The organism is Halorubrum xinjiangense, assembly GCF_049604745.1.
Taxonomy (GTDB): Archaea; Halobacteriota; Halobacteria; order Halobacteriales; family Haloferacaceae; genus Halorubrum; species Halorubrum xinjiangense_A.
Genome location: NZ_CP187140.1, coordinates 2,651,055 through 2,673,830 on the forward strand (window position 1 = coordinate 2,651,055; position 22,776 = coordinate 2,673,830).

A 22,776-nucleotide genomic window follows, 5' to 3' on the forward strand; every position below is an offset into this window, starting at 1 on the left:
GTGACGTCCCCGGACGCGGCGTGGCGCGAGCGCGTGGAGTTCGAGCGGCGGCTGGTCCACGCGAGCGGCACCCTCTACCCGGTCCCGTACCTGTTGGGCTGGATCTCCTGGGAGACGACCGGGCGGCTCATGATCCTCAGCGTCGCGATCGCCGCGGTCCTTGAGGCGCTCCGGCTCTCCGGCTCCGCCGGGCCGCTCGAGCCCCTGTACGCCGCGCTCGTCCGCGAGTACGAGGCCGACGGGGTCGCGGGGTACGCGCTGTATCAGGTCGGAATGGCCGCGGCCGCGCTCCTCTTCGCGCCGGTGTTCGCCGTGCCCGCGATGTGGATGCTCTCGATCGGCGACCCGATAAGCGGCGGCCTCGGCGAGAACGCCGCGACGGAGCCGAAGCGGCTCTCCGTGGTGGCGGCGATGGTGTTCGTCTGCTTCGGGATCGCCGTCCCGTACGCGATCCCCGAGTTCGGCCCCGACCCCGGCGTGATCATCGCGCTCGCCGGGGCGATCCCCGCGGCGATCGCCGACGGGCTCCCGCCGCTCATCCGCGGCGTGGCCGTCGACGACAACCTCACCATCCCGCCTGCGGGCGCCGGCGGGATGTTCCTCGCGGCGGCGCTAATCGCGTAAGAGGTGTCGAATGGACGGGCGCGGCAGCGCCGCCGCTCGCCGAACGGGACTGAGAGAAGCGCCGAGGCGGAGATTTGAACTCCGGTGTCCGAATGGACAGTAGATTTCGAATCTACCGCCTTGGCCAGGCTAGGCTACCTCGGCTCGATTCGACGTTGGCCGGTTCCGCTGTTATGCGTTTCGATCGTGCTCGAACGACCCGCCGGCGGCGTCCCGTCGGCGCTCGCAGCCGCCCGCCGCCGCCCGCCGCCGGCAACGCTTTTCGGCCCGGCTCCCGTGCGGGCAGTATGGACGTCCCCGAAGCGGCCGACGCCTGCGGTCGCGTCGTCGACGAGGTCGGCGGCGCGGTCGTCGCCGACCGCGAGTTCCTCGACCGTGTCACGCTCGGTATCCTCGCCCGCGGCCACGTCCTCTTGGAGGACGTGCCCGGCACCGGCAAGACCCTCTCAGCGCGCTCGTTCGCGACCGCGCTCGGCTTAGAGTTCTCCCGGATCCAGTTCACCCCGGACCTCCTGCCCGCCGACGTCACCGGCACCAACGTGTTCGACGAGCGCGACGGCTCCTTCTCGTTTTCGCCGGGCCCGATCTTCGCGAACGTCGTCCTCGCCGACGAGATCAACCGCGCGCCGCCGAAGACGCAGGCCGCGCTGCTGGAGGCGATGGAGGAGGGCCAGGTGACCGTCGACGGCGAGACCCATGAGCTGCCGAGCCCCTTCTACGTGATCGCGACGCAGAACCCGGTCGAGAGCGAGGGCGCGTTCCCGCTGCCGGAGGCCCAGCTCGACCGGTTCACGATCAAGACCTCGATCGGATACCCCGACGAGGACGGCGAGTTAGAGCTGCTCCGGCGCCGCGCCGGGCGCGTCGAGCAGTCGCCGACGGTCGACCGCGTCCTCGACCCCGACGCCGTGGCGGCGCTGCGGGAGGTGCCCGAGTCGGTCCGGGTCGACGACGACCTGCTTCGCTACGCGGCGTCGCTCGCGCGGGCGACCCGCGAGGACCGCCGCGTCGAGGCGGGCGTCTCCCCCCGCGGCACCCAGCGCCTCTTCGAGACGGCGCGGGCGGCGGCCGTCATCGCTGGCCGGGAGTTCGTCACGCCCGACGACGTGAAGCGCGTCGCGGAGCCGACGCTCGCGCACCGGCTCGTGTTGACGCCGGACGCGGCCGTCAACGACGTCGACGAGCGCGACGTGATCGCCGACGTGCTCAACCGCGTCGCGGTGCCGACGGTGGAGCCGCCCGAGGCGTGAGACTGATTTAAAAGGGGGAGCCGCGAACTACTCCGCGTCTCGCTCCGCCAGCAGCTCCGTCGCCGTGAGCAGCGACTCCAGCTCGATGTCGTGGTCGGCGAGCAGCTCCGCGGCGCCCTCCTCGCGGTCGACAACGACCAGCACGCGGTCGACCGTCGCGCCCGCCTCGCGGAGCGCCTCGACGGCGTCGACCGCCGACTGGCCGGTCGTGGCGATGTCCTCGATCACGACGACCTCCTCGCCCTCGTCGAGCCGGCCCTCGATCCGGTTGCCCGTGCCGTACTCCTTCGCCTGCTTGCGCGCGATGACGTACGGGCGGCCCAGCTCCGCGGCCGTGACGGCCACCAGCGGGACGGCTCCGAGGGCGACGCCCGCCAGCTTCGCGTCCGTGTCGGCGAGGCGGTCGGCGAACGCCTCGGCGACGAGCGTCAGGGCGTCCGGGTCGGTCTCGAAGAGGTACTTGTCGACGTAGTAGTCGCTCGTGCCGCCGTGCGACAGCTCGAACTCGCCGAACCGGACGGCGTCGGCCGCGGTGAGCGCGGCGATCAGCTCGCGTCGTCGGTCGTCGTCGGTCATACGCGGAGGAGGGCCGCGACCCACAATAAACGGGTCGGAACGCGGAGGCGGCTACCGCTCCGCCGCGCCGTTGAACTCCGACCCGCCGCTCTCCGTCGCCGGGAGGACGAGCGCCACGGTGGTCCCCCCACCGTCGATCCCGGCGTCGAACCGGATCTCGCCGCCGTACGCCTCCACGACCCAGGCCGCGATCCACAGCCCGACGCCGGTGTTGTGCCGCAGTTGCGTCACCTCGCGGTCACCGGTGATCACCTCCTGGACCGCGGTCGGGATCCCCGGGCCGTCGTCGGCGACGCGCACCGCCACGACCCCGGCGCCCGGGTCGCGCTCGGCCGTCACCGCGACGCGCGGGGCGTCCCCGCCGTGTTCGACGGCGTTCTCCACGAGGTGGTCGACCGCGATCGAGAGGCGGTCGTCGCCGCGTACCGCGATCCCCGCCGGCACGTCGGCGGTGATCCGCGCGTCGGGACGGTCGGCCGCGTGGCGGCTGACGATCTCCTCGACGACCGCGCCCACGTCGATCGGCTCGGGGTCGGTCGCGTACCCCTCCTCGACGACCCGCCGGAGGGTGGCGGCCCCCTCGGCGACGCCGCTCAGTCGCTTGCCCGTGGCCTCGATCCGCTCTGCGAACTCGCGGATCCGCTCGTCGTCGGTCCGGTCGGCGATCTCGCCGGCGAAGCCGAACACGACGTTCAGCTCGTTGCGCAGGTTGTGCCTGAGGATCCGGTTGACGATCCGCACGTAGCGCTCGCGGCGCTTCCGGTCGGTGATGTCGGTGTAGATGCCGAACGCCCGGCGGGTCCCCTCGGTCTCGTAGCTGAACCCGCGGAAGAGGAACTCGCGCGGCCCGTCGACGGTCTGCCGACGGATCTCCTCGGTCGCGAACCCGCGTTCGCGGACCAACGCGTCGAGGTCGGCCGCCCCGACCCCGCCGCGCTCCTCGCGGTCGCCGAGCCGGTCTTCGTGGATGTCCAACGCGTCGATCGTCCGACCGCGAAGCGTCGCCTCGTCGGCGCCGAACTGCGTCTCGAACGCTGGGTTGGCCCCGTCGATGATCGTCTCCTCCGGTTCGAGGACGACCTCTATCACCGGGTCCGGGATCCGGTCGAAGAGCCGCCGGAAGCGGTCGCGCTCGGCGGACAGCTCGGTCCGCGTCCGGCGGAGGTCGGTCGTGTCCGACAGCGACCCGACAACGCCGGCGCCGTGGTCGGAGAGCCGCGACAGCCGCAGTTCGCCGTGTCGCGGCCGGCGCTCGCCGTCGCGGTCGGCGGTCAGGTCCACCGTCCGGGTCGGCTCCGGCGCCCCGCCGGCCTCGGTCGCCGGGCCGGTGAGCGCAGAGACCGCGTCGGCGACCCGAGGTGCGTCCGCCGCGTCGACGAGCGCGTCGAGCGGATCCCCGGCGACGTCGTCGAGGTCGTCGGCGCCGATCCACGCGAGGAACGGCGCGGTGGCGTAGGTGACGGCGCCGTCGCCGTCGAGCACGCACACCATGTCGTCGACGTTCTTGAGGGCGTCCTCGTAGGTGCGGAGCCGGCGGCGGCGGTCGGCGGCGTCCATCGCGGCGACCGCGTTCGTCGCCAGCAGTTCGAGGACGGAGACGTCGCTCTCGTCGAAGGCGTTCGGCTCGACGGCGCCGACGACGAACGCCCCGTGCTCGCCGAGCGGCACCGCCGCGACGGAGCGCATCCCGTGGTACGACCGCCCGTCGTCGACCGCCGCGAGGTCGTCCTCCACCCGTGGCTCCCCCGACTCGAACACCCCGCCGGTGAACCCGTTGCCAGGGCGGCGCGGCCCGCGGCTGTCCGCGAACCGCTCGCCGAGCCCGTCGCTCGTGGCGACCAGCCGGAGGCGCTCCGTCTCGGGGTCGTACAGCCGCACGCCGCTGATCTCGTGGCCGAGCACCTCGTCCGCGGCCTCGATCAGCCCGTCCGCGACCGCCTCCCTGTCGTCGGCGCGCTGGATCCGCTCGACGGTGCCGAGGAGCCGTTCGAGGATCCGCTCGCGGCGCTTCCGCTCCGAGGCGTCCGCGAAGAAGACGGAGAGCCCGTCCGCGGAGGGGTACGCGGTCACCTCGACCCACAGGTCGAGCGGCTCGTAGAGGTCCTCGAAGGAGACCGGCTCCTGCGTCTCCATCGCCCGCCGGTAGTGCCGCTCGTACGCCTCACCGAGCGCGGCCGGGAACTCCGCCCAGACGTCCGCGCCGAGCAGCTCCTCCGGGTCGCGTTCGAGCAGCGTCGCCGCCCGCTCGTTGACGTAGGTGAACCGCCACTCATCGTCGAGCGCGAAGAACGCGTCGTCGACCCGTTCGAGCGTCTCCTCGAACCGCTCGATCGCCGCCTCGCGCTCCTCGCGGGCGATCTCCCGCTCGAGCGCGCGGCCCAGCCAGTCGGCGAGCAGCTCGACGAACAGCCGCTCCGACTCGTCGAACGGCCGGTCGCGGCGCTCCGGGTCGAGGAAACAGAGGCTCCCGAACACCGCGTCGTCGACGACGACGCTGCCGCCGACGTAGCTGCCGAACCCGAACTGCTCGTAGGCCGGGTCGTCGCCCAGCCCCGCGGCCTCGGGGTCCGTGAACGCGACCACGTCGTCGCCGCGGACCGTCTGCTGGCAGTAGGTCAGCTCCAGCGGGATCGACCGGTCCGCGTCGGGGTTGTTCTCGAGGAACGCGTCTAGCATCCCCGTCCCGTCGCTGTACTGCCGGATCTCGAGCCGGTCGTCCTCGATGCGCGAGGAGTAGCCGATCGACAGCCCGAGCCGGTCGCGCCCCAGTTCGAGCAGCGCGTCGAGCTTCTCGTCGAGGTCGGTGGCCCGGTCCGAGACGATCCGGATGAACGGTTCGAGGACCGACTCCTCGTCGGTGCCGCGTCCTCGCGTACGTTTCTCATCCGATCGCTCGGCCAGCCTGTCCGCGAGCGTCTCGCCGTCGGCCGCGAGCCGCCGCCCGGAGACGTACTCGACCCCGAGCCGGCTCGCGTCGATGGCGGCGTCCGGGAGGTCTCGCACCGAGTAGGCGAGCATATCCGCGTCCGGGTAGCGGTCGCGGACCGACTCGAGACGGCCGAGCGCGACCGCGTCGCCTCCGACCCCGAGGTCGGCGTTCGCGGCGCCGTCGCCGCCCGGTTCGGACGCGCTATCGCCGCTCGGTTTGGACGCGCTATCGCCGCTCGGTTTGGACGCGCTATCGCCGCTCGGTTTGGACGCGCCGCCGCTCGGCTCGGACCCGCCGTCGCCGAGCCCCTCGTCGTCGCGCAGCCTGACGACGACGCGCTCTGGAGGGGCGGCCGCGTCCGAGTCGTCGCCTACGTCCGGGTCGCCGGCCGCGCCCGAATCCGCGTCCCCGTCGCTCGCGGCGTCGCTCGCTCGGCGGATACGCGTCTCCTCGGGGAGCACTCCCCAGGCGGCGTCGACCGGGGCTCCGACGTGAAGCGTCGGTTCAACGGCCATCCGCGAGGAGGGGGGTCCGCGACGGTCGTCCGCGACGAGGGTGGTCCGCGGCGGTCATTCCCGCCGCAGCCCTCTCGTCTCACGCGCTCGGGTGGGCGCCCGACGGGGCCCGTTCGCACCGTCCGGGTCGGTGCGTCCACAGATCATCGGTTCGCTCATCGCAAAAGCTACGGACTGCCCCCTGATAATCGTTGCTTCCGAACTTTCGGAAGGGGATTTTGACTGGGGCGCGCGTTCGGCGGCGATCGTCCCGACACGATTTAGGCGGCCCGCTCACAACGGACCGGTAATGAGCACGCAGGCCGCGACGGCGGACCGGACAGTCGTGATCGGGCTGGAGGTCCACGTCCAGCTCGAGACCGACACGAAGATCTTCTGCGGCTGCTCGACGGAGCCCGGAGACGACGAGGAGCCGAACACGCGCACCTGCCCGACCTGCCTCGGGCTGCCGGGCGCGCTTCCCGTCCTCAACGAGGGCGCCGTCGAGGCCGCCGTGAAGATCGGGAAGGCGATCGACGCCGACATCCCCGAGACCACCACGTTCCACCGGAAGAACTACTACTACCCCGACCTCCCGAAGAACTTCCAGCTCACCCAGTACGACGCGCCGATCTGCCAGTCGGGCGAGCTGGAGGTCCGCGTCGACGGCGACCCGCGCACGATCGGGATCACCCGCGCGCACCTCGAAGAGGACCCCGGGAGCCTCCAGCACGCCGGCGGCTCCATCGAGTCGGCGACCCACACGCTGGTGAACTACAATCGCGCGGGCACCCCCCTCATGGAGATCGTCACGGAGCCGGACTTCCGCTCGCCGGCCGAGACGCGGGCGTTCCTCGCGAAACTCGAGGAGGTCCTCGAATACCTCGGCGTCTTCGACCCCGGCCGCGACGGGAGCCTGCGCGTCGACGCCAACGTCTCCCTGGTCCCCGCAGAGCACGTCGCGGACGACGGGACGATCGACGACGCGGCCCTGGGCGAGGTGAACCGCGCTGAGGTGAAGAACATCTCCAGCCATAAGGGCGCCGAGCAGGCGCTCGCCTACGAGGTCACACGCCAGGAGAACGTCCTCCGGCGCGGCCGCGAGATCGAACAGGAGACTCGGCACTGGGACGAGGACCGCGGCGTCACCGTCGGGATGCGCTCGAAGGAGGCCGAGAAGGACTACCGCTACTTCCGCGAGGGCGACCTCCCCGCGCTTGAGGTGGCCGACTGGAAGGAACAGATCGCGATCCCGGAACTCCCCGACGCCCGCCGCGAGCGCTTCCGCGAGGAGTACGGGCTCGACCGCGAGGCCGCCTCGAAGCTCACTTCCACGAAGGCGGTCGCGGACTTCTTCGAGGACGTGGCGAGCGAGTTCGACCCCGACCTCGCCGCGACGTGGGTCGCCGACAACCTCCTCGGCGAGCTCAACTACCGCGAGATGGAGATTACTGACGTCGAAGGCCGGCTCGACGAGTTCACGCGCCTGATCGAGCTCGTCGCCGCCGACGAGCTGACGACGAAGAACGCCGAGGAGATAGTCCTGCGCGAGATGCTCGACGAGGGCGACGACCCCGAGACTGTCATCGAGCGCGAGGACCTCGGGAAAGCCGAGAGCGGCGAGGTCGAGGCCGCGGTCGCGGCCGCCATCGACGAGAACCCCGACGCCGTGAGCGACTACCACGACGGCGACGAGGGCGCGATCAACTTCCTCGTCGGCCAGGTGATGCAGGCGACCGGCGGCAGCGCCGACCCCGGCCAGGTGAACGGCCTGCTCCGCGAACAACTGGACGGCTGAGAGGGTCTGCCGTCGAGCGGTTTCGGCAGCGGACAAATTGGATCTGCGGTGGCGATACGATACGTAAATATGCGTGAGCGGCGGCGACGCTAGCTTATAAGTGACGACGCGGTCGGCGCGTGCCGACAAGCGCCCTCAGGGCGCGAGTCGCACGCGCGAGGGAGTCGCTGGCGCCGTCGGCGCCAGCGACGAGGCTGGGGAGGCGTGAGGCTGCGGTCCCGCGAGCGACCGGAGGGAGCGAGCGGGAGTACGGAAGACGCAGCGCCGAGCGAAGCGAGGCGACCGTCTTCCGGTGGTGCTGTGCGGGGCGGGACTCAAAGGGGCAGCCGCGAGGACGAAGCACGGCGACGCAAGGACCGCAGGAGCGAACGGAGTGAGCGACGAGGACCGCAGCGAGCCGCGCGAGTCCTCGCGGCTGGGGCTTTGGAGGTGTTCGCCGCCGGTCCGGATTCGACTATTTATAAGTAAGCGGCTGGGGCTTTGGCGGTGTTCGTCGTAGCGTCGTTGTTCGTTTATAAACAGCCGCCAGCGACGTCGCTTGGCTGATCCGATTCACCAACCTCAACGACCTGCCGATTTTTATTCCGATCGCGCGACGTAGACCCGCTATGGCCCTCGCTTCCACCCTCCTGTCTGCCGTCCCGGCCGCCCTGCTCTTCCTGCTCGCGTGGGAGATCCGCGTCCGCGGGAAGGTCGGCCTGATCGCCGGCTACGACGGCGGCCTCCCGCCCGAGCGCGAGGCCGAACTCGCCCGCGACGCGTCCCGGGTCCTCATCGTCGCGGCGGCCGCGACGAGGCTCCTCACCGTCGACGCGTCGACCGGCGTGGTCCCCCGGCCCGACCTGTTGGCAACGCTCTTGATCGCCGCCCCCGTCGCGTGGTTCCTCTGGAAGTGGAACGTCCGCGAACCGCCGTCGACGACGCGGTGACCCGAACCGTGCGATTGACGCCTGCCCGCCCGCTACGGCGTCCATGGACGTGACCGTCGAGGTCGTCGGCGAGGGGACCGAAGAGCACAGCCTCGCCGCCGACGCGACGTACGACGACCTGATCCGCGCCGCGGGCTACCACCCGCAGGAGGCGTCGGCGCTGGTCGACGGCTCGCCGGTCCCGGGCGACCGCGTCGTCGACGCCGAGGTGGTGCGGGTCCTCCGATTAATAAAGGGCGGCGCGACGGACGGCGGCGCGTGACCCGACGTTCCGACCCGCCCGCGGACGCGACTATCGACCCCGCGACCCCCGACGACCGCCTCGATGTCCTCCGAATCCTCGACGCCGCGATGCTGGAGACCGACGCGGACGCCGTCGACGACCGGATCGCGGCCGGCGACGCCCTCGTCGCGCGCTCGACGCGAACCGGCGGTGTCGTCGGCGCGCTGGTCGCCGTGCGCCCCGACGCCGACCGCCTCCACGTCGACGCCGTCGCGGTCAGGCGCGCACGTCGCGGCCGGGGAATCGGCTCCGCGCTCGTCGCGGCCGCGGTCGACCGCGCGGAGTCGGACCCCGCGGTCGACGCTGTCACCGCGACGTTCGACGCCGATCTGCGGGCGTTCTACGAGGGACTCGGGTTCACGATCCGCCCGGAGAGAGAGGCGAGCGACGCCGCGGACAGGAGCCCGGATCGCCTCGACGGGAAACTGTCGGTGGGCGGCCGCGAGTCGCCGTGACCGATCGCAAGCGGCGCGTCCGACTCGTGGCTGACTGAGCTTTTTGAGTGTGGTATGTGTACACATATCTCCCATAGATGATGCCCTCAGCGTCCGGTTCCCTCGACTCCGGTAGTATCGACGTCGAAGCGGTGGACTCGATCGACGGTTCCCAGCTCCGACCGACCGCGTCCGCGGGTGCCCGCTCGGACGCCGGCGGTCGGCTCGGCGGCGACCGACGCGTCCGTGACGACGCCCTCGCGGCCGACCGCGATCTATCTGCGGTCGATCCCGACCTGCCGTCCGACCGTGACCTGCCGGCCGAGCGGGTTCGCGCGCTCACGGAGGAGGTGGCCGCGCTCGAAGCGGAGGTCGAAGCGCTCGAAGCGGAGGTCGAGTGGAAGGAGCGCCAGCGCCAGCAGGTGATCGACAACTACGAGTCGATCGTCGCGGCCCAACGGGATCCCGACCGCTCGTCCGAAACGAGCGCCGCGGCGTCGGCGACGAGCGACGGACGGGGACTCCTCGCCGCGGTCGCGTCCCGAACCGGCCGGCTCGCGGCGTGGCTGCGACCCGGACGCGAGTAGCCGCCCGCCGCCGGCCTCCCGGCGAACCGGACCGCTGAGAGCGCCCCGGCCACCGCGGATTCGACGTTCATTTCCGGGTCGCCCCCGTCGTTACGGGTATGAGCGCTACTTCGCCCTCGATTTCGGCGACTTCCTCCCCCGCGGTGATCGAGATATGAGCGGCAAAGACGACTACTACAACCGGTCCAAACAACAGGGGTACCGCGCCCGGTCCGCCTACAAGCTGAAACAGCTCGACGAGGAGGCGGACCTCCTCGGCCCCGGCGACACCGTGGTCGACCTCGGCGCCGCGCCCGGCGGGTGGCTTCAGGTCGCCGCCGAGGAAGTCGGCGAAAGCGGCACCGTCGTCGGCGTCGACCTCCAGCGCATCGAGGAGCTCGACGACCACGACATCGAGACGCTCCGCGGCGACATGACCGAGGAGCGCACCCGCCACTACCTGCGGGAGGCGGTCGACGAGGGCGGCGCCGACGTCGTTCTCTCGGACATGGCGCCGAACATGACCGGCGAGTACTCTCTCGATCACGCGCGGTCGGTCCACCTCGCGCGGCAGGCGCTCGACACCGCCGAGGAGCTGCTCGCGCCCGGCGGCGACTTCGTCGTGAAGGTGTTCCAGGGGCAGGACCTCGACGCCTTCCGCGACGACGTGGCGGACTCGTTCCAGTACGTCCGGACCGTCTCGCCGCCCGCCTCGCGGGACTCCTCCTCGGAGGTGTACCTCGTCGCGAAGGGGTACACGACGTCGCCGGTCGCCGAGGGCGACCGCGTCGAGGTGACTATCGAGGAGGAGGGCGACGAGGGCGACGGCATCGCCTACGTCGAGGGGTACACGCTGTTCGTCGACGGCGACGTCGGCGAGACGCTGACGGTCGAGGTCACCGACGTCAAGCCCCGGTTCGGCTTCGCGGAGCCCGTCGTCGGAGACGGGCCGGACGAGTAGACCGCGTCGAACTGCGCCGCCGCGGTCGGTCGATCTCTCGTTTCCTCTGCCGGGATCCGAACGGCTTCGCGGTCGCTATCAGCCGAGATAATTCGACTCTGAGTCTTATATACCCCCGCGGGCGAGTGACGACGAATGAACAGTGACGACGCGAGACCCCGGTCCGAGCGCGGCTCCGCCGATGGAGACCGTTCGACGGCACCGAGGGGCGGGGACCGCTCGACGGCATCGAGGGACGGGGACCGCTCGACGGCATCGAGGGACGCGGACGCGACCACCGACGGCGGGGTCGCGTCCGGCGAGGCGGCCGCTCCCGGTTCGGGCGCCGAAGACGAGATTCCGGTCTCCGCGTTCCGCGAGGTCGCGGAGCGGCTCGCCGACGGCGACCTCGGGGCGCGGTTCCCGGCCGCGGACGCGGACGGCGAGGCGGCGGCGCTGGCGGCGACGCTCAACGAGTTCGTCGACGGGGTCGCGGAGACCGTGTCCGCCGTCGACGGCTTCGGCGACGAGGTCGCGGGCGCGACCGAGCACGTCCGGTCGAACGTCGACCGCGCGAAAGACCAGAGCGACGAGGTGTACGCCGCGGTCGACGACATCGAGGCGGCCGCGACCCGCCAGCGCGACGATATCGCGGCCGCGACGAGCGAGCTCCAGACCGTCTCGGCCGCCACCGAGGAGGTCGCCGCCTCCGCGGACGAGGTGGCCGAGACCGCGGCCGGCGTCGCCGAGCGGACCGACGAGGGGACCGACGCTGCGAGCGCTGCGATCGAGGAGCTGCGCGTCGTCGACGAGCGGACCGAGGAGGCCCTCGACCGGGTCGAGACGCTGGAATCGGAGGTCGCGGCGATCGAGGACGTCACCGACTTGATCCAGGACATCGCCGACGAGACGAACATCCTCGCGCTCAACGCCTCGATCGAGGCGGCCCGCGCGGGCGAGGCCGGCGCCGGCTTCGAGGTGGTCGCCGAGGAGGTCAAGAGCCTCGCGGAGGAGGCGCGGGACGCGACCAGCGAGATCGAGTCGTCGATCCGGTCGGTGCGCGCGGAGACGGACGCGACCGTCGACGAGATGTCCGAGATGCGCGAGCGCGCCGACGAGGGAATAACCACCGCCGAGGAGGCGCTGGAGGCGTTCACCGACCTCGCCGCCGACGTCGAGGAGACGACGAGCGGCGTCGAGGAGATCCGCGACGCCACCGACGACCAGGCGACCTCGATCGAGGCGGTGGTCGACGCGGTCGAGTCGGTCGGCGACCTCGCCGAGGAGACGGCCGCGGACGCGGGCGACGCCACCGCCGTTGCGCACGCGCAGAAGACGTCGCTGGCGGAGGTGGCCGCCGGGGCGTCGACGCTCTCGGACCGGACCGGCACCCTCGACGACGCGCTCGACGCCTACGACGCGGACGGCGCCGCGGCCGACGACGCGGTCGTCCTCGACTTCTGGCACGCGTTCGGCGGCCGCAAGGCGCGGCTCCTCGCCGAGTTCGCCGCCGAGTTCGCGGCCGAGACGGACGGGATCGCGGTCCGCCCCTCCTCGAAGGGGAGCTACCGCGGCGTGTTCGAGGCGACGCTCGCGGCGGCGGAGCGGGGCGACCCGCCCGCAATCGCTCACCTCTACGAGATCGGCACCCAGCGCGCGCTCGACAGCGGGGCGTTCACACCGGTCGAGCGCCTCCTCGACGCGGACGCTGGCGGAGTCGGGACAACCGACGCCGCGGCCGCCGGTTTCTCCCCCGACGACCTGCTCGACCCCGTCGCCAACTACTACCGGACCGACGGGGTCCTCCACTCGATGCCGTTCAACGCGTCGACGCCCGTGCTGTACTACGACCGCGCGGCGTTCGAGCGCGCCGGGTTGGACCCCGACGACCCGCCGGAGACGTTCGAGGAGGTCCGGCGCTGCGCCGAGCGGCTCGTCGACAGCGGCGCGACGGAGACGGGGATCACGTTCGCGACGTACTCGTGGTTCGTCGAGCAGTGGTTCGCCGAGGCCGGCGAGCCGCTCGTCGACGCCGACAACGGGCGGGGCGGCACGCCGACCGAGAGCCGGTTCGACGGGCCGGTCGGCGAGCGGGTCTACCGGTGGATCGCCGACATGGCCGCCGACGGCCTCTACCACGACCCCGGCATCGAGGCCCGCGGCCAGGCCCGCGAGGCGTTCCACGAGGGGCGCGCCGGGATGCTGATCGGCTCCACCTCCTCGATGGTCGGCGTGCGCGAGGGCGCCTCCTTCCCGGTCGGCGTCGGCTACTTCCCGGTCGCCGACGAGCGGCACGGCGTCGTCGTCGGCGGCGGGTCGCTGTGGGTCGCGGACGGCGCGTCGCCGGCCGAGCAGCGCGCGGCCGCGGCGTTCCTCGGCTGGCTCGCGGCGCCGGAGCGACAGGCGCGCTGGCACCGCGAGACCGGCTACTTCCCGGTCCACGAGGGCGCGGTCGACCGACTCGACCGCGACGGGTGGTTCGACGAGAACCCCGGCTACCGCACCGCGATGAACCAGCTGCTCGACGCCGAGGACGCGGTCGCCACGACCGGCGCCCGGATCGGCCCGTTCGATACGGTCCGGACGCTCGTCGCCGAGGCCTCCGTCGACGCCCGCGAACACGGCGTCGAGTCCGCGGTCGAACGGCTCGCGGACAGCACGGCCCTCCAGCTCGAACGGTACGCCGAGGAGCGCGCCGACCGGTCGTAGGCGTCGTTGCCGATACGGGGGAGCCGTCGGTAGCGGTCGGAATCCCGGCCCGGATCAGCGCTCCCGACGCACCCACTCGCGCAGCGTGAACCGGTCGTATTCCGTCTCTTCTGCGATTTCCCACTCGCTCTCGTCCCACTCGGGGTACCGCGTGTCGCCCTCGTAGGCGCCGTCGACGTGGCTGAGAGCCATCCCGTCGAGGTGGGGCTGGAACAGCTCGTAGATCCCGCCGCCGCCGAGGACGTAGACGGTGTCGCCCCCGACCTCGCTTGCGGCCTCGCGGGCCAGCTCGATCGCCTCCTCGTCGCCGTTCGCGACCGTCGCGGTCGGGACGTCGACGGCGTCGACGCTCCGGCTCACGACGATCTGGCGGCTCCCGGGGAGGTCGCCGCGCATCGAGTCGAACGTGCGGCGGCCCAAGATTACCGGCGACCCCGCAACGCGCTCGCGGTACTGCCTGACGTCCGCCTCGATGTGGGGCCACGGCACCTCGCCGTCTCTCCCGATCACGCGGTTCTCCGCCACGGCGGCGACGCTGACGAGTTTCACGGTCCAAGTAGGGGAGCGGCGGTGAAAAATCCGCGCGTCGGCCGTTCCTTAGTTGTCGAGGCCGAGCAGGTCGAACGGGTAGCCGTTGTCCAGCTCATCGGCGCGTTCGTAGACGACGCGCGCGGCCGCCACGTCCTGGATCGCGAGGCCGGTCGAGTCGAAGACGCTGACGCCGCGCACGCCGTCGGCGTCAGCCGGGGTGCCCGGCGTGCCGGGGCGGCCGGCGCGGCGGCCGACGACGATCTCGCCGATCTCGCCGTAGATGTCGTCGTCGGTGAGCGTCCCCGCGGCGTAGGGGACGTTGATCTCGCCGGAGTGGGTGCACTGCTCGTGGTCGTCGATGACGACGGTGGCGTCCAAGAGGAGGTCGTCCGCGAGCTCGTGTTTCCCCTCGGCGTCCGCGCCCATCGCGTTGATATGGGTGTGCTCGCCCACGTCCTCGGGGCCGACGATCGGGGTCTCGACCGGCGTCACCGTCGAGAGTACGTCGCAGTGGCCGGCCTCGGCGATCGAGCCCGCGCGCACGTCGAACCGGTCTTCGAAGGCGTCGACGAAGTCGGCGACGCGCTCCTCGTCGAGGTCGCTGATTACGACCTCCTCGATGTCCCGTACCGCCGCGATCGCTTCGAGCTGCGTGTACGACTGGACGCCGGCGCCGACGATCCCCAGCGAACTCGCGTCGGGGACCGCGAGGTGGTCGGTCGCGACCGCGGCGGCGGCGCCGGTGCGCTTCATCGTCAGCGTCGTGCCGTCGAGGACCGCCAGCGGGAACGCCGTCTCGGGGTCGGAGTAGATCATCGTCCCCATCACGGTCGGGAGGTCGTGGTCGGCGGGGTTGTCGGTGTGGACGTTGACCCACTTGATCCCGGCGGCGTCCCATCCGTCGCCGGTCTCGGTCTCCTCGGCGACGTCCTCCTCGCGCACGTCGAGGTAGGCGGGCATCGACCGGAAGTCGCCGTTGTACTCGGGGAGATCGATGTACGACTTCGCCGGCATCTTGGCGTCGCCGCGCTCGTAGGCCGTGAACGCGCCGCGGACCGCGTCGATCACGCGGTCCATCTCGGCGTTCTCGTCGACGTCGTCCGCGTTGAGGAGCAGCGTCTGCATGCCGCAGAATTTGCCAGCCGCTACTTAGTGTCTTCCGAAGACGCGCCGGGGCCCTCCGAACGGGCGCCGCGCTCGCCGGAGGGGGCGTCGTGTTCGGCGACCACGACCGCGCGCAGGTCGTTGACGTTCGTCCCCGTCGCCCCGGTCCGGAGCAGCGCGCCCGCTCCGTCGAGGACCGGGTACGCGTCGTGCGCGTCGAGCGCGTCCGCGGCCGTCTCGCGGTCCAGCGGCTCGTCTCTGTCGCCACCATCGGCGCCGTCGGCGCCGTCCCCGACGAGGCGGTCGTCGACCAGCGCCCCCGCCGCGTCCGTGGCGCCGTCGATCCCGTCGGTGTCGACGCTCGCGACGGCGACGCCTTCGCTCGCTCCCGCAGCGCCGCCTCCGGAGCCGAGTTCGAGCGCCGCCGACAGCGCGAACTCTTGGTTCGGCCCGCCCTTCCCGGGATTCTCCCCGAGCGTCACCGTCACCTCGCCGGCCGAGAGGAGGACCGCGGGCGGTTCGACCGGCTCGCCGGCCGCCCGGCACTCCTCGGCGACCGCCGCGTGCGTCTTCGCCGCCTCCCGCGCCTCGCCGCGCACCCGCGAGGAGAGCACGAGCGGCTCGTACCCCCGCGCCGCGGCGACATCTCGGGCCGCATTCAGGGCCGTGCGCGCGCTCGCGACGACCCGAAAATCGACCCCGTCGAACGCCGGATCGCCCGGATTCGGTGTCTCCGCGAGCTCGCCCGCGGCGCCGCGTTCGAGCCGGTCGGTCACGGCCGCCGGCGCGTCGATTCCGTATCGGTCGAGGACGCCGAGCGCGTCCGCGTAGGTCGTCGGATCGGGCGAGAGGGGCCCGCTCGCGATCACGGCCGGGTCGTCACCGGTCACGTCGCTGACTGCGAGGCCGAGGACGTCGGCGGGGGCGGCCGCCCGCGCGAGCCGTCCGCCCTTCACCGCCGAGAGGTGTTTCCGGACCGCGTTAATCTCCGAGATGGTCGCGCCGCTCGCCAGCAGCGACTCGGTCGTCTCGCGGAGGTCGTCGAGGCCGATTTCGCTCGCGGGCGCGGCCAGCAGCGCGCTCCCGCCGCCGGTGATCAGGCCGAGCACGAGATCGGACTCGCCAGCGTCGGCCGCGACCTCGCGCACGTCTCGGGCGCTCTCGACGCCCGCCTCGCTCGGCGTCGGGTGGTCGCCGGGGAGGACCGCGATCCGCTCGGTCTCGACCGGGTCGTCGGTGACGACCGCGCCGTCGTCGATCCGGTCGCCGAGGAGTCCCTCGACCGCGGCCGCGAAGTGGCCTGCCGCATTGCCCGCGCCGACGACCAGCACGCGGTCGTACGTAGCGAGGTCGCGGGTCGTCGAGGTGCCGTCGACGGCGGTGGCCGTCAGGACGTTGTCGTCGAGCGAAAGCGCGTCCGCGACCACTCGCTCCGGGTGCGCGGCCTCGATCCCGGCCGTGACGCAGTCGAGCGCGAGTTCGCGGGCCGGGCTGCTCGCGTGTCGCTCGCGGTCGGCAACAGTCACGGAGGGGTCGGCGGGCTGGTCTGTCACTGTTTCTGTCGCCTCGGTCGGGATGCGTCCCGCCGGCTCAAGAGCGTTCTGCCTTATAAATAGTCGAACCCGGATCGACGGCGAACACCTCCAAAGCCCCAGCCGTGAGGGCGCAGTAGGCGACGTAAGCACCGCAGGAACGAGCGAAGCGAGTGACGAGGAGCGCAACGAGCGTACTGCGCCCTCACGGCTGCCCCTTTGAGCCCCGCCCCGCACAGCACAGCACCTCACACCTCCCCAGCCTCGTCGCTGGCACCCTCCGCTTCGCTCCGGGAGCCAGCGACTCCCTCGCGCGTGCGACTCGCGCCCTCCGGGCGCTCGTCGGCACGCGCCACCGCATCTGCCTTTTATAAGAGCCGCCGCTCTCGCTCGTGGACATTTATAAGTCGAAAATGGTGTCCGGAACGTCCGTCGCGACGCGTCGACCGCGTTAGAGGATGACGCCGCGCGTCTGGAGCACGTAGTAGACGACGAGCAGCGCAGCGATGACGTACTGCCCGAGCGCGACGTCGTCGTACTCGCCGACCGCGACCTTGATCAGCGGGTAGGCGATGATGCCGGCCGCGAGCCCGTCGGCGATGGAGTAGGCGAACGGCATCACGGTGACGGTGAGCCCGGCGGAGACGGCCCACGCGGGGTCCTCCCAGTCGACCTCGACGAGCCCTTGGAGCATCATCACGCCGACGACGATCAGCGCGATGAAGGAGGCGTACGCCGGGATGGCCGCGACGACAGGGATCACCACGAGCGACGCGACGAAGAGGAGCGCGACGACGAGGGCGGTGAGGCCGGTGCGGCCGCCCTCCTCGACGCCGGTCGACGACTCGATGTACGTCGTCACCGTGGAGGTACCCAGGACCGCGCCCGCGGTCGTCCCCACCGCGTCGGCCATCAGCGGCTTGTCCATGTCGGGGAGGTCGCCGTCCTCGTCGAGGAAGTCACCGAACTGCGAGACGCCGATGAGCGTCCCCGCGGTGTCGAAGAAGTCGACGAAGAAGAACGTGAACACGACGAGGACGAACGTGAGCGGGTCGATCTGGCCGAGCCCGTCGACGAACGCCCCTGCCAGCGGCGTGATGTCGTACTGCGCGCTCGGCAGCGACTCCGGGGTGACCGTGCCGCGCCCGAAGACGCCGGCGAGGGTGAGCCCCCAGCCGACCAGCGAGGTCGTCACGATGCCGATCACGATCGACCCCGTGATCCCGCGCGCCCAGAGACCGAAGGTGAACGCGAGTCCGAGCAGCCCTAAGATTGCCCACGGATTCCCGAAGATCCCGCCGAGCGTGACGAGCGTCGCGTCGTCGGGGACGACGATCTGTAGCTCCTGAAAGCCGATGAACAGCAGGAACAGCCCGATACCGGCGCCGACCGAGCGCTTCACGGGCTCGGGGAACAGCCGGATGACGTACTCCCGCGCGCCGACCGCGGTCAGGACCATGAACAGGACGCCCTCGACGAACACCGCGGCCAGCGCCGTCTGCCACGGGACGCCGAGCCCCAGCACGACCGTGTACGCGAAGAAGGCGTTGAGCCCGAGGCCGGGCGCGAGCCCGAACGGCCGGTTCGCGTACAGCGCCATCACGACCGTCGCGATCGCCGCCGAGAGGATCGTCGCGATGGCGATCATCTGGAACACCTCGCCTTGCCCGTACCCCTCGATCTGAACCGCCTCCGAGAGGATGGCGGGGTTCACGACGATGATGTACGACATCGCGAGGAACGTCGTGAGCCCGGCGATCAGTTCGGTGCGGACGTCCGACCCGTGCGCCTCCACGTCGAACCGCGCGGCCAGCGTGTCTGAGAGCCCCATTGAACGGGTGGAGGTTCCCGCGGATCGGGTGATAAGCCTTGCTGAACGTGCCGAGATGTGATCCACTACTGTGGATCAAAAAACCCGCTACGGCGATTTTTTCTCGAAGAGTATGCGTGAACGTGGCTACTCGAACGTCGTCAGCGCCCCGACCGGCGCGTCGGTGATCGCTCGCGCGCGGTCCATCCCCTCGTCGCCGACCGCGATGAGCGCGAACACGCCGGTGACGTCGGCGTCGCCCTGGAGCGCGATGTCCAAGAGGAGCTCCTGGGTCTCGCCCGAGCGGATCAGGTCGTCGACGACGAGGACGGTGTCGCCGGCGTCGATCGCGCTCGCGGGGAGGTAGTAGGTGAGCTCGATGCCGGAGGCGAGCCGCTGGCGCGACTCGATGAACTCCTCGACCGCGGTCTCCTTCGACTTCTTCGCGTACGCCAGGCGCGCGTCGAAGAAGGAGGCCATCGCCGCCCCGAGCGTGATCCCGTCGGTCGCGGCCGTCAGGACCACGTCCGGCGACTCGAACTCGAACGTCTCCGCCGCGACCGGCGCGACGAGGTCGAGGAACGACTGGTCGAAGACGACGCCGGAGTTGTCGACGTACCCCTCGTCGTCGAACTCGACGCGCGCGACCAGCTCGTCGGCGAGCGCCTCGCGCCCGACCGACTCGACGACCTCGCTCGCACGGCCGGTGCCGGGCAGGACGTGGCCGTTCACGTATCGGTTCAAGTCGCCCGCGGGCAGCCCGGTCACCTCGGACAGCTCCTCGTACGTTCGCGTCTCCTTCAGCATCCGCAACACGGCGACCGCCTGTAGCTGGAGGGCCGCCTTCTCTGCGCGGTTCATACGGATGATCGCGATCGCACAACTATGAATACGTCGAAGTAAATCGTGGTATCGATACGCACGAGCGTGCTGCTCGACTGGCGGGGCCCAGTCCTCAGCGACCTCCTCACGCCTCGGGCGCGTCGAAGAAGACGGCGGGCTCGTCGATCGCGATCTCGACGTGGTCGCGGTCGTCGAGGGGGCGCAGCCGCACGGTGAGCGCCCCCGTTGCCTCGGCGGCCGCGCGCAGCGAGGCGAGGTCGTCGCTCTCGAGGTACGTCGGCACGCACAGCGCCACCTGCGCCGCCTCGTCGGTCGCGACCACCAGCCGGTACGCGACCCCGTCGGCGGCGCCGGCGTACACGTCGACGCCGTCGATCGCGGCGTCGTCGACCGCGGAAAGCGCCGCATCGAACTCCGACCCGGGCAACAGCACGTCGATCCGCGCGGCGTCCGCGACCGGGTTCACCTGGCCGGGATGCCCGGCGATCGCGGTCCAGCCGCGCTCTCGGTACGCCGCCGCCGTCGACTCCGCGTCTTCCTCGACCGCGTCCCACCGCGGTCCGGGATCGGGTGCGTCCATACGGTTCGCCTACCGCCGGCGTCCCTACATAGGCGTCGGTTTCCCCTCGCCCGAGTCCCCGCCTGTTCCGCGCTCACGAACCGATTCGACTGCCCCGATTCGACGGGCCCCTACTGTCAGCGGATCGCTAGCAGCCCCCGGAAGGAGCGGTCTCTGCCGGTAGGTTCATAACGCTCTATGGTTTGGTATCGCCTATGCCTACTGACAACGACGATCACGTCGACAGGCGGACGGTGCTCAAGTACGCGGGAACGGCCGGTGCGGTCGGACTCGCGGGCTGTTCCGGAAACGGCGGCGACGGCGGTGACGGCTCTGACGGGAGCGACGGGTCGGACGGCTCCGATGGGTCGGACGGCTCTGACGGGGGCGACGACGCCTTCGAGGTCGGCGTCACCATGGGCCAGATGGACTCTGGGCTCGACCCGCAGGACCACGCCGAGACGAACACCGAGATCATCACTGGGCAGCTGTACGAGGGCCTGCTCGACCGCGACAAGGAGGGCGGCATCATCGCCGGCCTCGCGAACGAGTGGGAGCGCACCGACGACGGCAGCGTCCGGTTCATGCTGCGCGACGGGCTCACCTTCCACAACGGCGACGAGGTCACGCCGGAAGACGTTCGGTACAGCATCCGCCGGATCGTCTTCGAGGATGTCGGCATCGTCAGCCCGCAGTCCAACGACCTCGGCGTGATAGACGAGGTGACGACCGGCGACGGACAGGTGACGGTCTCCTTCGAGGGGTACAACCCGATCGCGTTCCAGCTGTTCGCGACGAATGGCGACATCATGCAGCAGTCGTGGGTCGAGGAGAACGGCGGCGACTACATCAACCGGAACGCAAACGGGACGGGGCCGTTCCGCCTCTCCGAGTACGACTCGGGCAACGAGGTGCTGTACGAGCCGTTCGAGGACTACTGGGACGGCGCGCCCGAGGTCGACGAGCTCCGGATGAGCGCCTCCAGCGAGTCGAGTACGCGGGTCAACCAGCTGCTCGCCGAGGAGACGGACATCGTGACGAACGTCCCGCCGAACGAGGTCTCCCGGGTGGAGGGGTCCGACGTCGCGTCGATCAACTCCGTGGCGAGCGCGCGGATCATCTTCCTCCAGATGCGCTACGACGTGGAGCCGTTCTCCAGCCAGGAGTTCCGGCAGGCGATGAACCACGCGGTCGACGTCGAGAGCATCATCGAGAACGTGCTCAACGGCTTCGGCAACATCACCGGACAGCCGACGCTGGAGGGCCACGTCGGCTACAACCCCGACATCGACCCGTACCCGTACGACCCTGACGAGGCCGAGCGGCTCGTCGAGGAGTCGGGACACGCCGGCGTCGAGATCACCTTGGAGACGCCGATCGGGCGCTACCTCCGCGACGTCGAGATCGCGCAGGCGGCGGCCAGCCAGATCGACTCGTTGTCGAACGTCTCCTGTGAGGTCCAACAGCGCGAGTTCTCCTCGCTCGTTCAGGACGTCACCGCGCCGAACATCGAGGACCGCCCGCACTTCAACCTCCTCGGGTGGGGGAACGCCGAGTTCGACGGGAGCCAGACGCTGACGCCGCTGCTCTCCTCCGAGGGTGCGCTCACGATCTTGAAAAACGACGAGCTCGACGGGCTCCTCGAAGAGGCGGAGTCGACCCGCGATCCCGACGAGCGCGTCGACATCCTCCAGGAGGCGAACCAGCTCGCCCACGACCTCGCGCCGTGGGTGTTCATGCACCAGCAGTTCAGCGTCTACGGCGTCTCGGACGACATCTCTTGGGAGCCGCGGGCCGACGAGTTCATCGACCCGGACACCGCCACGCAACAGTAACGCGACCCCTACCGCTACCGCTTTACACCGTTATTAATGTCACTCGGAAGATTCGCACTCAAAAGAAGCCTCCAAGGAATCGGCGTCGTCTGGGGCGTCGTCACGGTCGTGTTCGCGCTCCGGTTCGTCACGCCCGGTAGCCCGATCAACGCGGTCGCGCCGCTCGACGCCTCCCAAGAGACGCGGCAGGCGATCGCCGCCGAGCTGGGGCTCGACCAGCCGCTGTACGTCCAGTACGGCCAGTACATCTTCGACCTCCTTCGCGGCGATATGGGGTTCTCGTACATCAAGGGACAGGACGTCGTGACGCTCGTGTTCGGCCGTCTCCCCGCGACGATCGAACTGGCGGTCGCCGCCAGCGTCGTCGCCATCGTTCTCGCGATTCCGCTGGGCGTGATCAGCGCGACTCGCCGCAACGAGCCGGTCGACTACGGCGCGACGCTGCTGTCGCTCGGCGGCATCTCCACGCCGAACTTCTGGCTCGGGATCATGCTCATCCTGGTCTTCGCCGTGGAGTTCAACATCTTCAACACCAGCGGCCGCGGGGTCGACGTCGGCGACGTCGCGCTCTCGCTCGTCGGGCCGGAGCCGGTGCTCGGGACGCTTTTGACGTGGCTCGCGTACATCACGCTGCCGGCGATCGCCTTAGGAACATACTTCATGGCGCTCATCACCCGGCTGACGCGGTCCGGAATGCTCGACGAGCTCAGCAAGGGCTACGTCCAGGCCGCCCGGGCCAAGGGGCTCCCGCGGACCCTGATCCGGTACAAACACGCGCTCCGGAACACGCTCATCCCGGTGATCACCGTCCTCGGCCTCCAGCTCGGAACGCTGATCGGCGGCGCCGTCATCACGGAGGCGGTGTTCTCGTGGCCGGGGCTCGGATCGCTCGTCATCGACAGCATCAACGACCGGGACTGGCCGACGCTTCAGGGCAGTCTCATCGTCATCGGGACGAGCTTCGTCCTCGTCAACATCCTCGTCGACGTGGTGTACGCCTACCTCGACCCCGAGGTGGTGAACGACTAAC

The 22,776-nt window shown here is 70.8% G+C and carries 19 protein-coding genes and 1 tRNA gene; 11 read left to right on the forward strand and 9 right to left on the reverse strand.

The annotated features are described in order from the left end of the window. Positions 1–624: a hypothetical protein gene (locus ACOZ35_RS14500; RefSeq protein WP_007994870.1), complete on the forward strand. Its 624-nt coding sequence runs from the start codon at positions 1–3 to the stop codon at positions 622–624. Between the two features lie 59 nt (positions 625–683). Here the strand turns inward: ACOZ35_RS14500 and ACOZ35_RS14505 are convergent. Then, positions 684–768, reverse strand: a tRNA-Ser gene (locus ACOZ35_RS14505). 143 nt (positions 769–911) lie between these two features. Between ACOZ35_RS14505 and ACOZ35_RS14510 the strand changes: the two genes are divergently transcribed. Beyond that, positions 912–1,874: an AAA family ATPase gene (locus tag ACOZ35_RS14510; RefSeq protein WP_424014224.1), complete on the forward strand. Its 963-nt coding sequence runs from the start codon at positions 912–914 to the stop codon at positions 1,872–1,874. 27 nt (positions 1,875–1,901) lie between these two features. On the opposite strand, the gene pyrE is transcribed toward ACOZ35_RS14510, so the two are convergent. Together pyrE and ACOZ35_RS14520 are read right to left on the reverse strand one after the other, a co-directional pair. Then, complete coding sequence (pyrE, locus tag ACOZ35_RS14515) at positions 1,902–2,450, reverse strand: orotate phosphoribosyltransferase (RefSeq protein ID WP_424014225.1); 549 nt, start codon at positions 2,448–2,450, stop codon at positions 1,902–1,904. Between the two features lie 51 nt (positions 2,451–2,501). Then, on the reverse strand, positions 2,502–5,894 hold the full coding sequence (locus tag ACOZ35_RS14520; protein WP_424014226.1) for a PAS domain-containing protein: 3,393 nt from the start codon (positions 5,892–5,894) through the stop codon (positions 2,502–2,504). Positions 5,895–6,183: 289 nt separating this feature from the next. Between ACOZ35_RS14520 and gatB the strand changes: the two genes are divergently transcribed. From gatB to ACOZ35_RS14555, 7 genes are all read left to right on the forward strand, one after another. Next, the gene (gene gatB / locus ACOZ35_RS14525) at positions 6,184–7,671 is read left to right on the forward strand and encodes an Asp-tRNA(Asn)/Glu-tRNA(Gln) amidotransferase subunit GatB (RefSeq protein ID WP_424014227.1); all 1,488 of its coding nucleotides are present in this window, start codon (positions 6,184–6,186) and stop codon (positions 7,669–7,671) included. A 608-nt stretch (positions 7,672–8,279) separates the two neighbouring features. After that, entirely contained in the window at positions 8,280–8,600 is a 321-nt protein-coding gene (locus ACOZ35_RS14530) for a hypothetical protein (protein ID WP_007994864.1), read from the forward strand. A 43-nt stretch (positions 8,601–8,643) separates the two neighbouring features. After that, the gene (samp2, locus tag ACOZ35_RS14535; RefSeq protein WP_424014228.1) at positions 8,644–8,862 is read left to right on the forward strand and encodes a ubiquitin-like small modifier protein SAMP2; all 219 of its coding nucleotides are present in this window, start codon (positions 8,644–8,646) and stop codon (positions 8,860–8,862) included. Beyond that, a complete protein-coding gene (locus tag ACOZ35_RS14540; protein ID WP_424014229.1) occupies positions 8,859–9,338 on the forward strand; it encodes a GNAT family N-acetyltransferase in 480 nt (159 codons plus the stop codon). Before samp2 ends, ACOZ35_RS14540 begins: the two co-directional genes overlap by 4 nt. A 77-nt stretch (positions 9,339–9,415) precedes the next feature. Further along, a complete protein-coding gene (locus ACOZ35_RS14545) occupies positions 9,416–9,904 on the forward strand; it encodes a hypothetical protein (protein WP_424014230.1) in 489 nt (162 codons plus the stop codon). Positions 9,905–10,058: 154 nt separating this feature from the next. Continuing rightward, entirely contained in the window at positions 10,059–10,844 is a 786-nt protein-coding gene (locus ACOZ35_RS14550; RefSeq protein ID WP_424014231.1) for an SAM-dependent methyltransferase, read from the forward strand. Positions 10,845–10,979: 135 nt separating this feature from the next. Further along, entirely contained in the window at positions 10,980–13,532 is a 2,553-nt protein-coding gene (locus ACOZ35_RS14555) for a methyl-accepting chemotaxis protein (RefSeq protein WP_424014232.1), read from the forward strand. Positions 13,533–13,586: 54 nt separating this feature from the next. Here ACOZ35_RS14555 and ACOZ35_RS14560 read toward each other — a convergent pair whose 3' ends face one another. The 6 genes from ACOZ35_RS14560 to ACOZ35_RS14585 form a co-directional block, all read right to left on the reverse strand. Then, positions 13,587–14,081, reverse strand: coding sequence for a dihydrofolate reductase (locus ACOZ35_RS14560; protein ID WP_424014233.1), 495 nt, complete (start codon positions 14,079–14,081; stop codon positions 13,587–13,589). 48 nt (positions 14,082–14,129) lie between these two features. Next, complete coding sequence (locus tag ACOZ35_RS14565) at positions 14,130–15,188, reverse strand: ornithine cyclodeaminase family protein (protein WP_424014234.1); 1,059 nt, start codon at positions 15,186–15,188, stop codon at positions 14,130–14,132. A gap of 20 nt (positions 15,189–15,208) precedes the next feature. Next, entirely contained in the window at positions 15,209–16,720 is a 1,512-nt protein-coding gene (locus ACOZ35_RS14570; protein ID WP_424014235.1) for a glycerate kinase type-2 family protein, read from the reverse strand. 430 nt (positions 16,721–17,150) lie between these two features. Then, complete coding sequence (locus ACOZ35_RS14575) at positions 17,151–18,530, reverse strand: NCS2 family permease (protein WP_424014236.1); 1,380 nt, start codon at positions 18,528–18,530, stop codon at positions 17,151–17,153. A 126-nt stretch (positions 18,531–18,656) separates the two neighbouring features. Further along, complete coding sequence (locus tag ACOZ35_RS14580; RefSeq protein ID WP_424014237.1) at positions 18,657–19,370, reverse strand: phosphoribosyltransferase family protein; 714 nt, start codon at positions 19,368–19,370, stop codon at positions 18,657–18,659. Positions 19,371–19,476: 106 nt separating this feature from the next. After that, positions 19,477–19,932 carry a DUF7529 family protein gene (locus ACOZ35_RS14585; protein WP_424014238.1) on the reverse strand — a complete coding sequence of 152 codons (456 nt, stop codon included), beginning with the start codon at positions 19,930–19,932 and terminating at the stop codon, positions 19,477–19,479. Positions 19,933–20,126: 194 nt separating this feature from the next. Here ACOZ35_RS14585 and ACOZ35_RS14590 point away from each other — a divergent pair, with 194 nt between their 5' ends. Together ACOZ35_RS14590 and ACOZ35_RS14595 are read left to right on the forward strand one after the other, a co-directional pair. Continuing rightward, positions 20,127–21,746: an ABC transporter substrate-binding protein gene (locus ACOZ35_RS14590; RefSeq protein ID WP_424014239.1), complete on the forward strand. Its 1,620-nt coding sequence runs from the start codon at positions 20,127–20,129 to the stop codon at positions 21,744–21,746. A gap of 36 nt (positions 21,747–21,782) precedes the next feature. Next, complete coding sequence (locus ACOZ35_RS14595) at positions 21,783–22,775, forward strand: ABC transporter permease (protein WP_424014240.1); 993 nt, start codon at positions 21,783–21,785, stop codon at positions 22,773–22,775. Position 22,776: the final 1 nt, after the last annotated feature.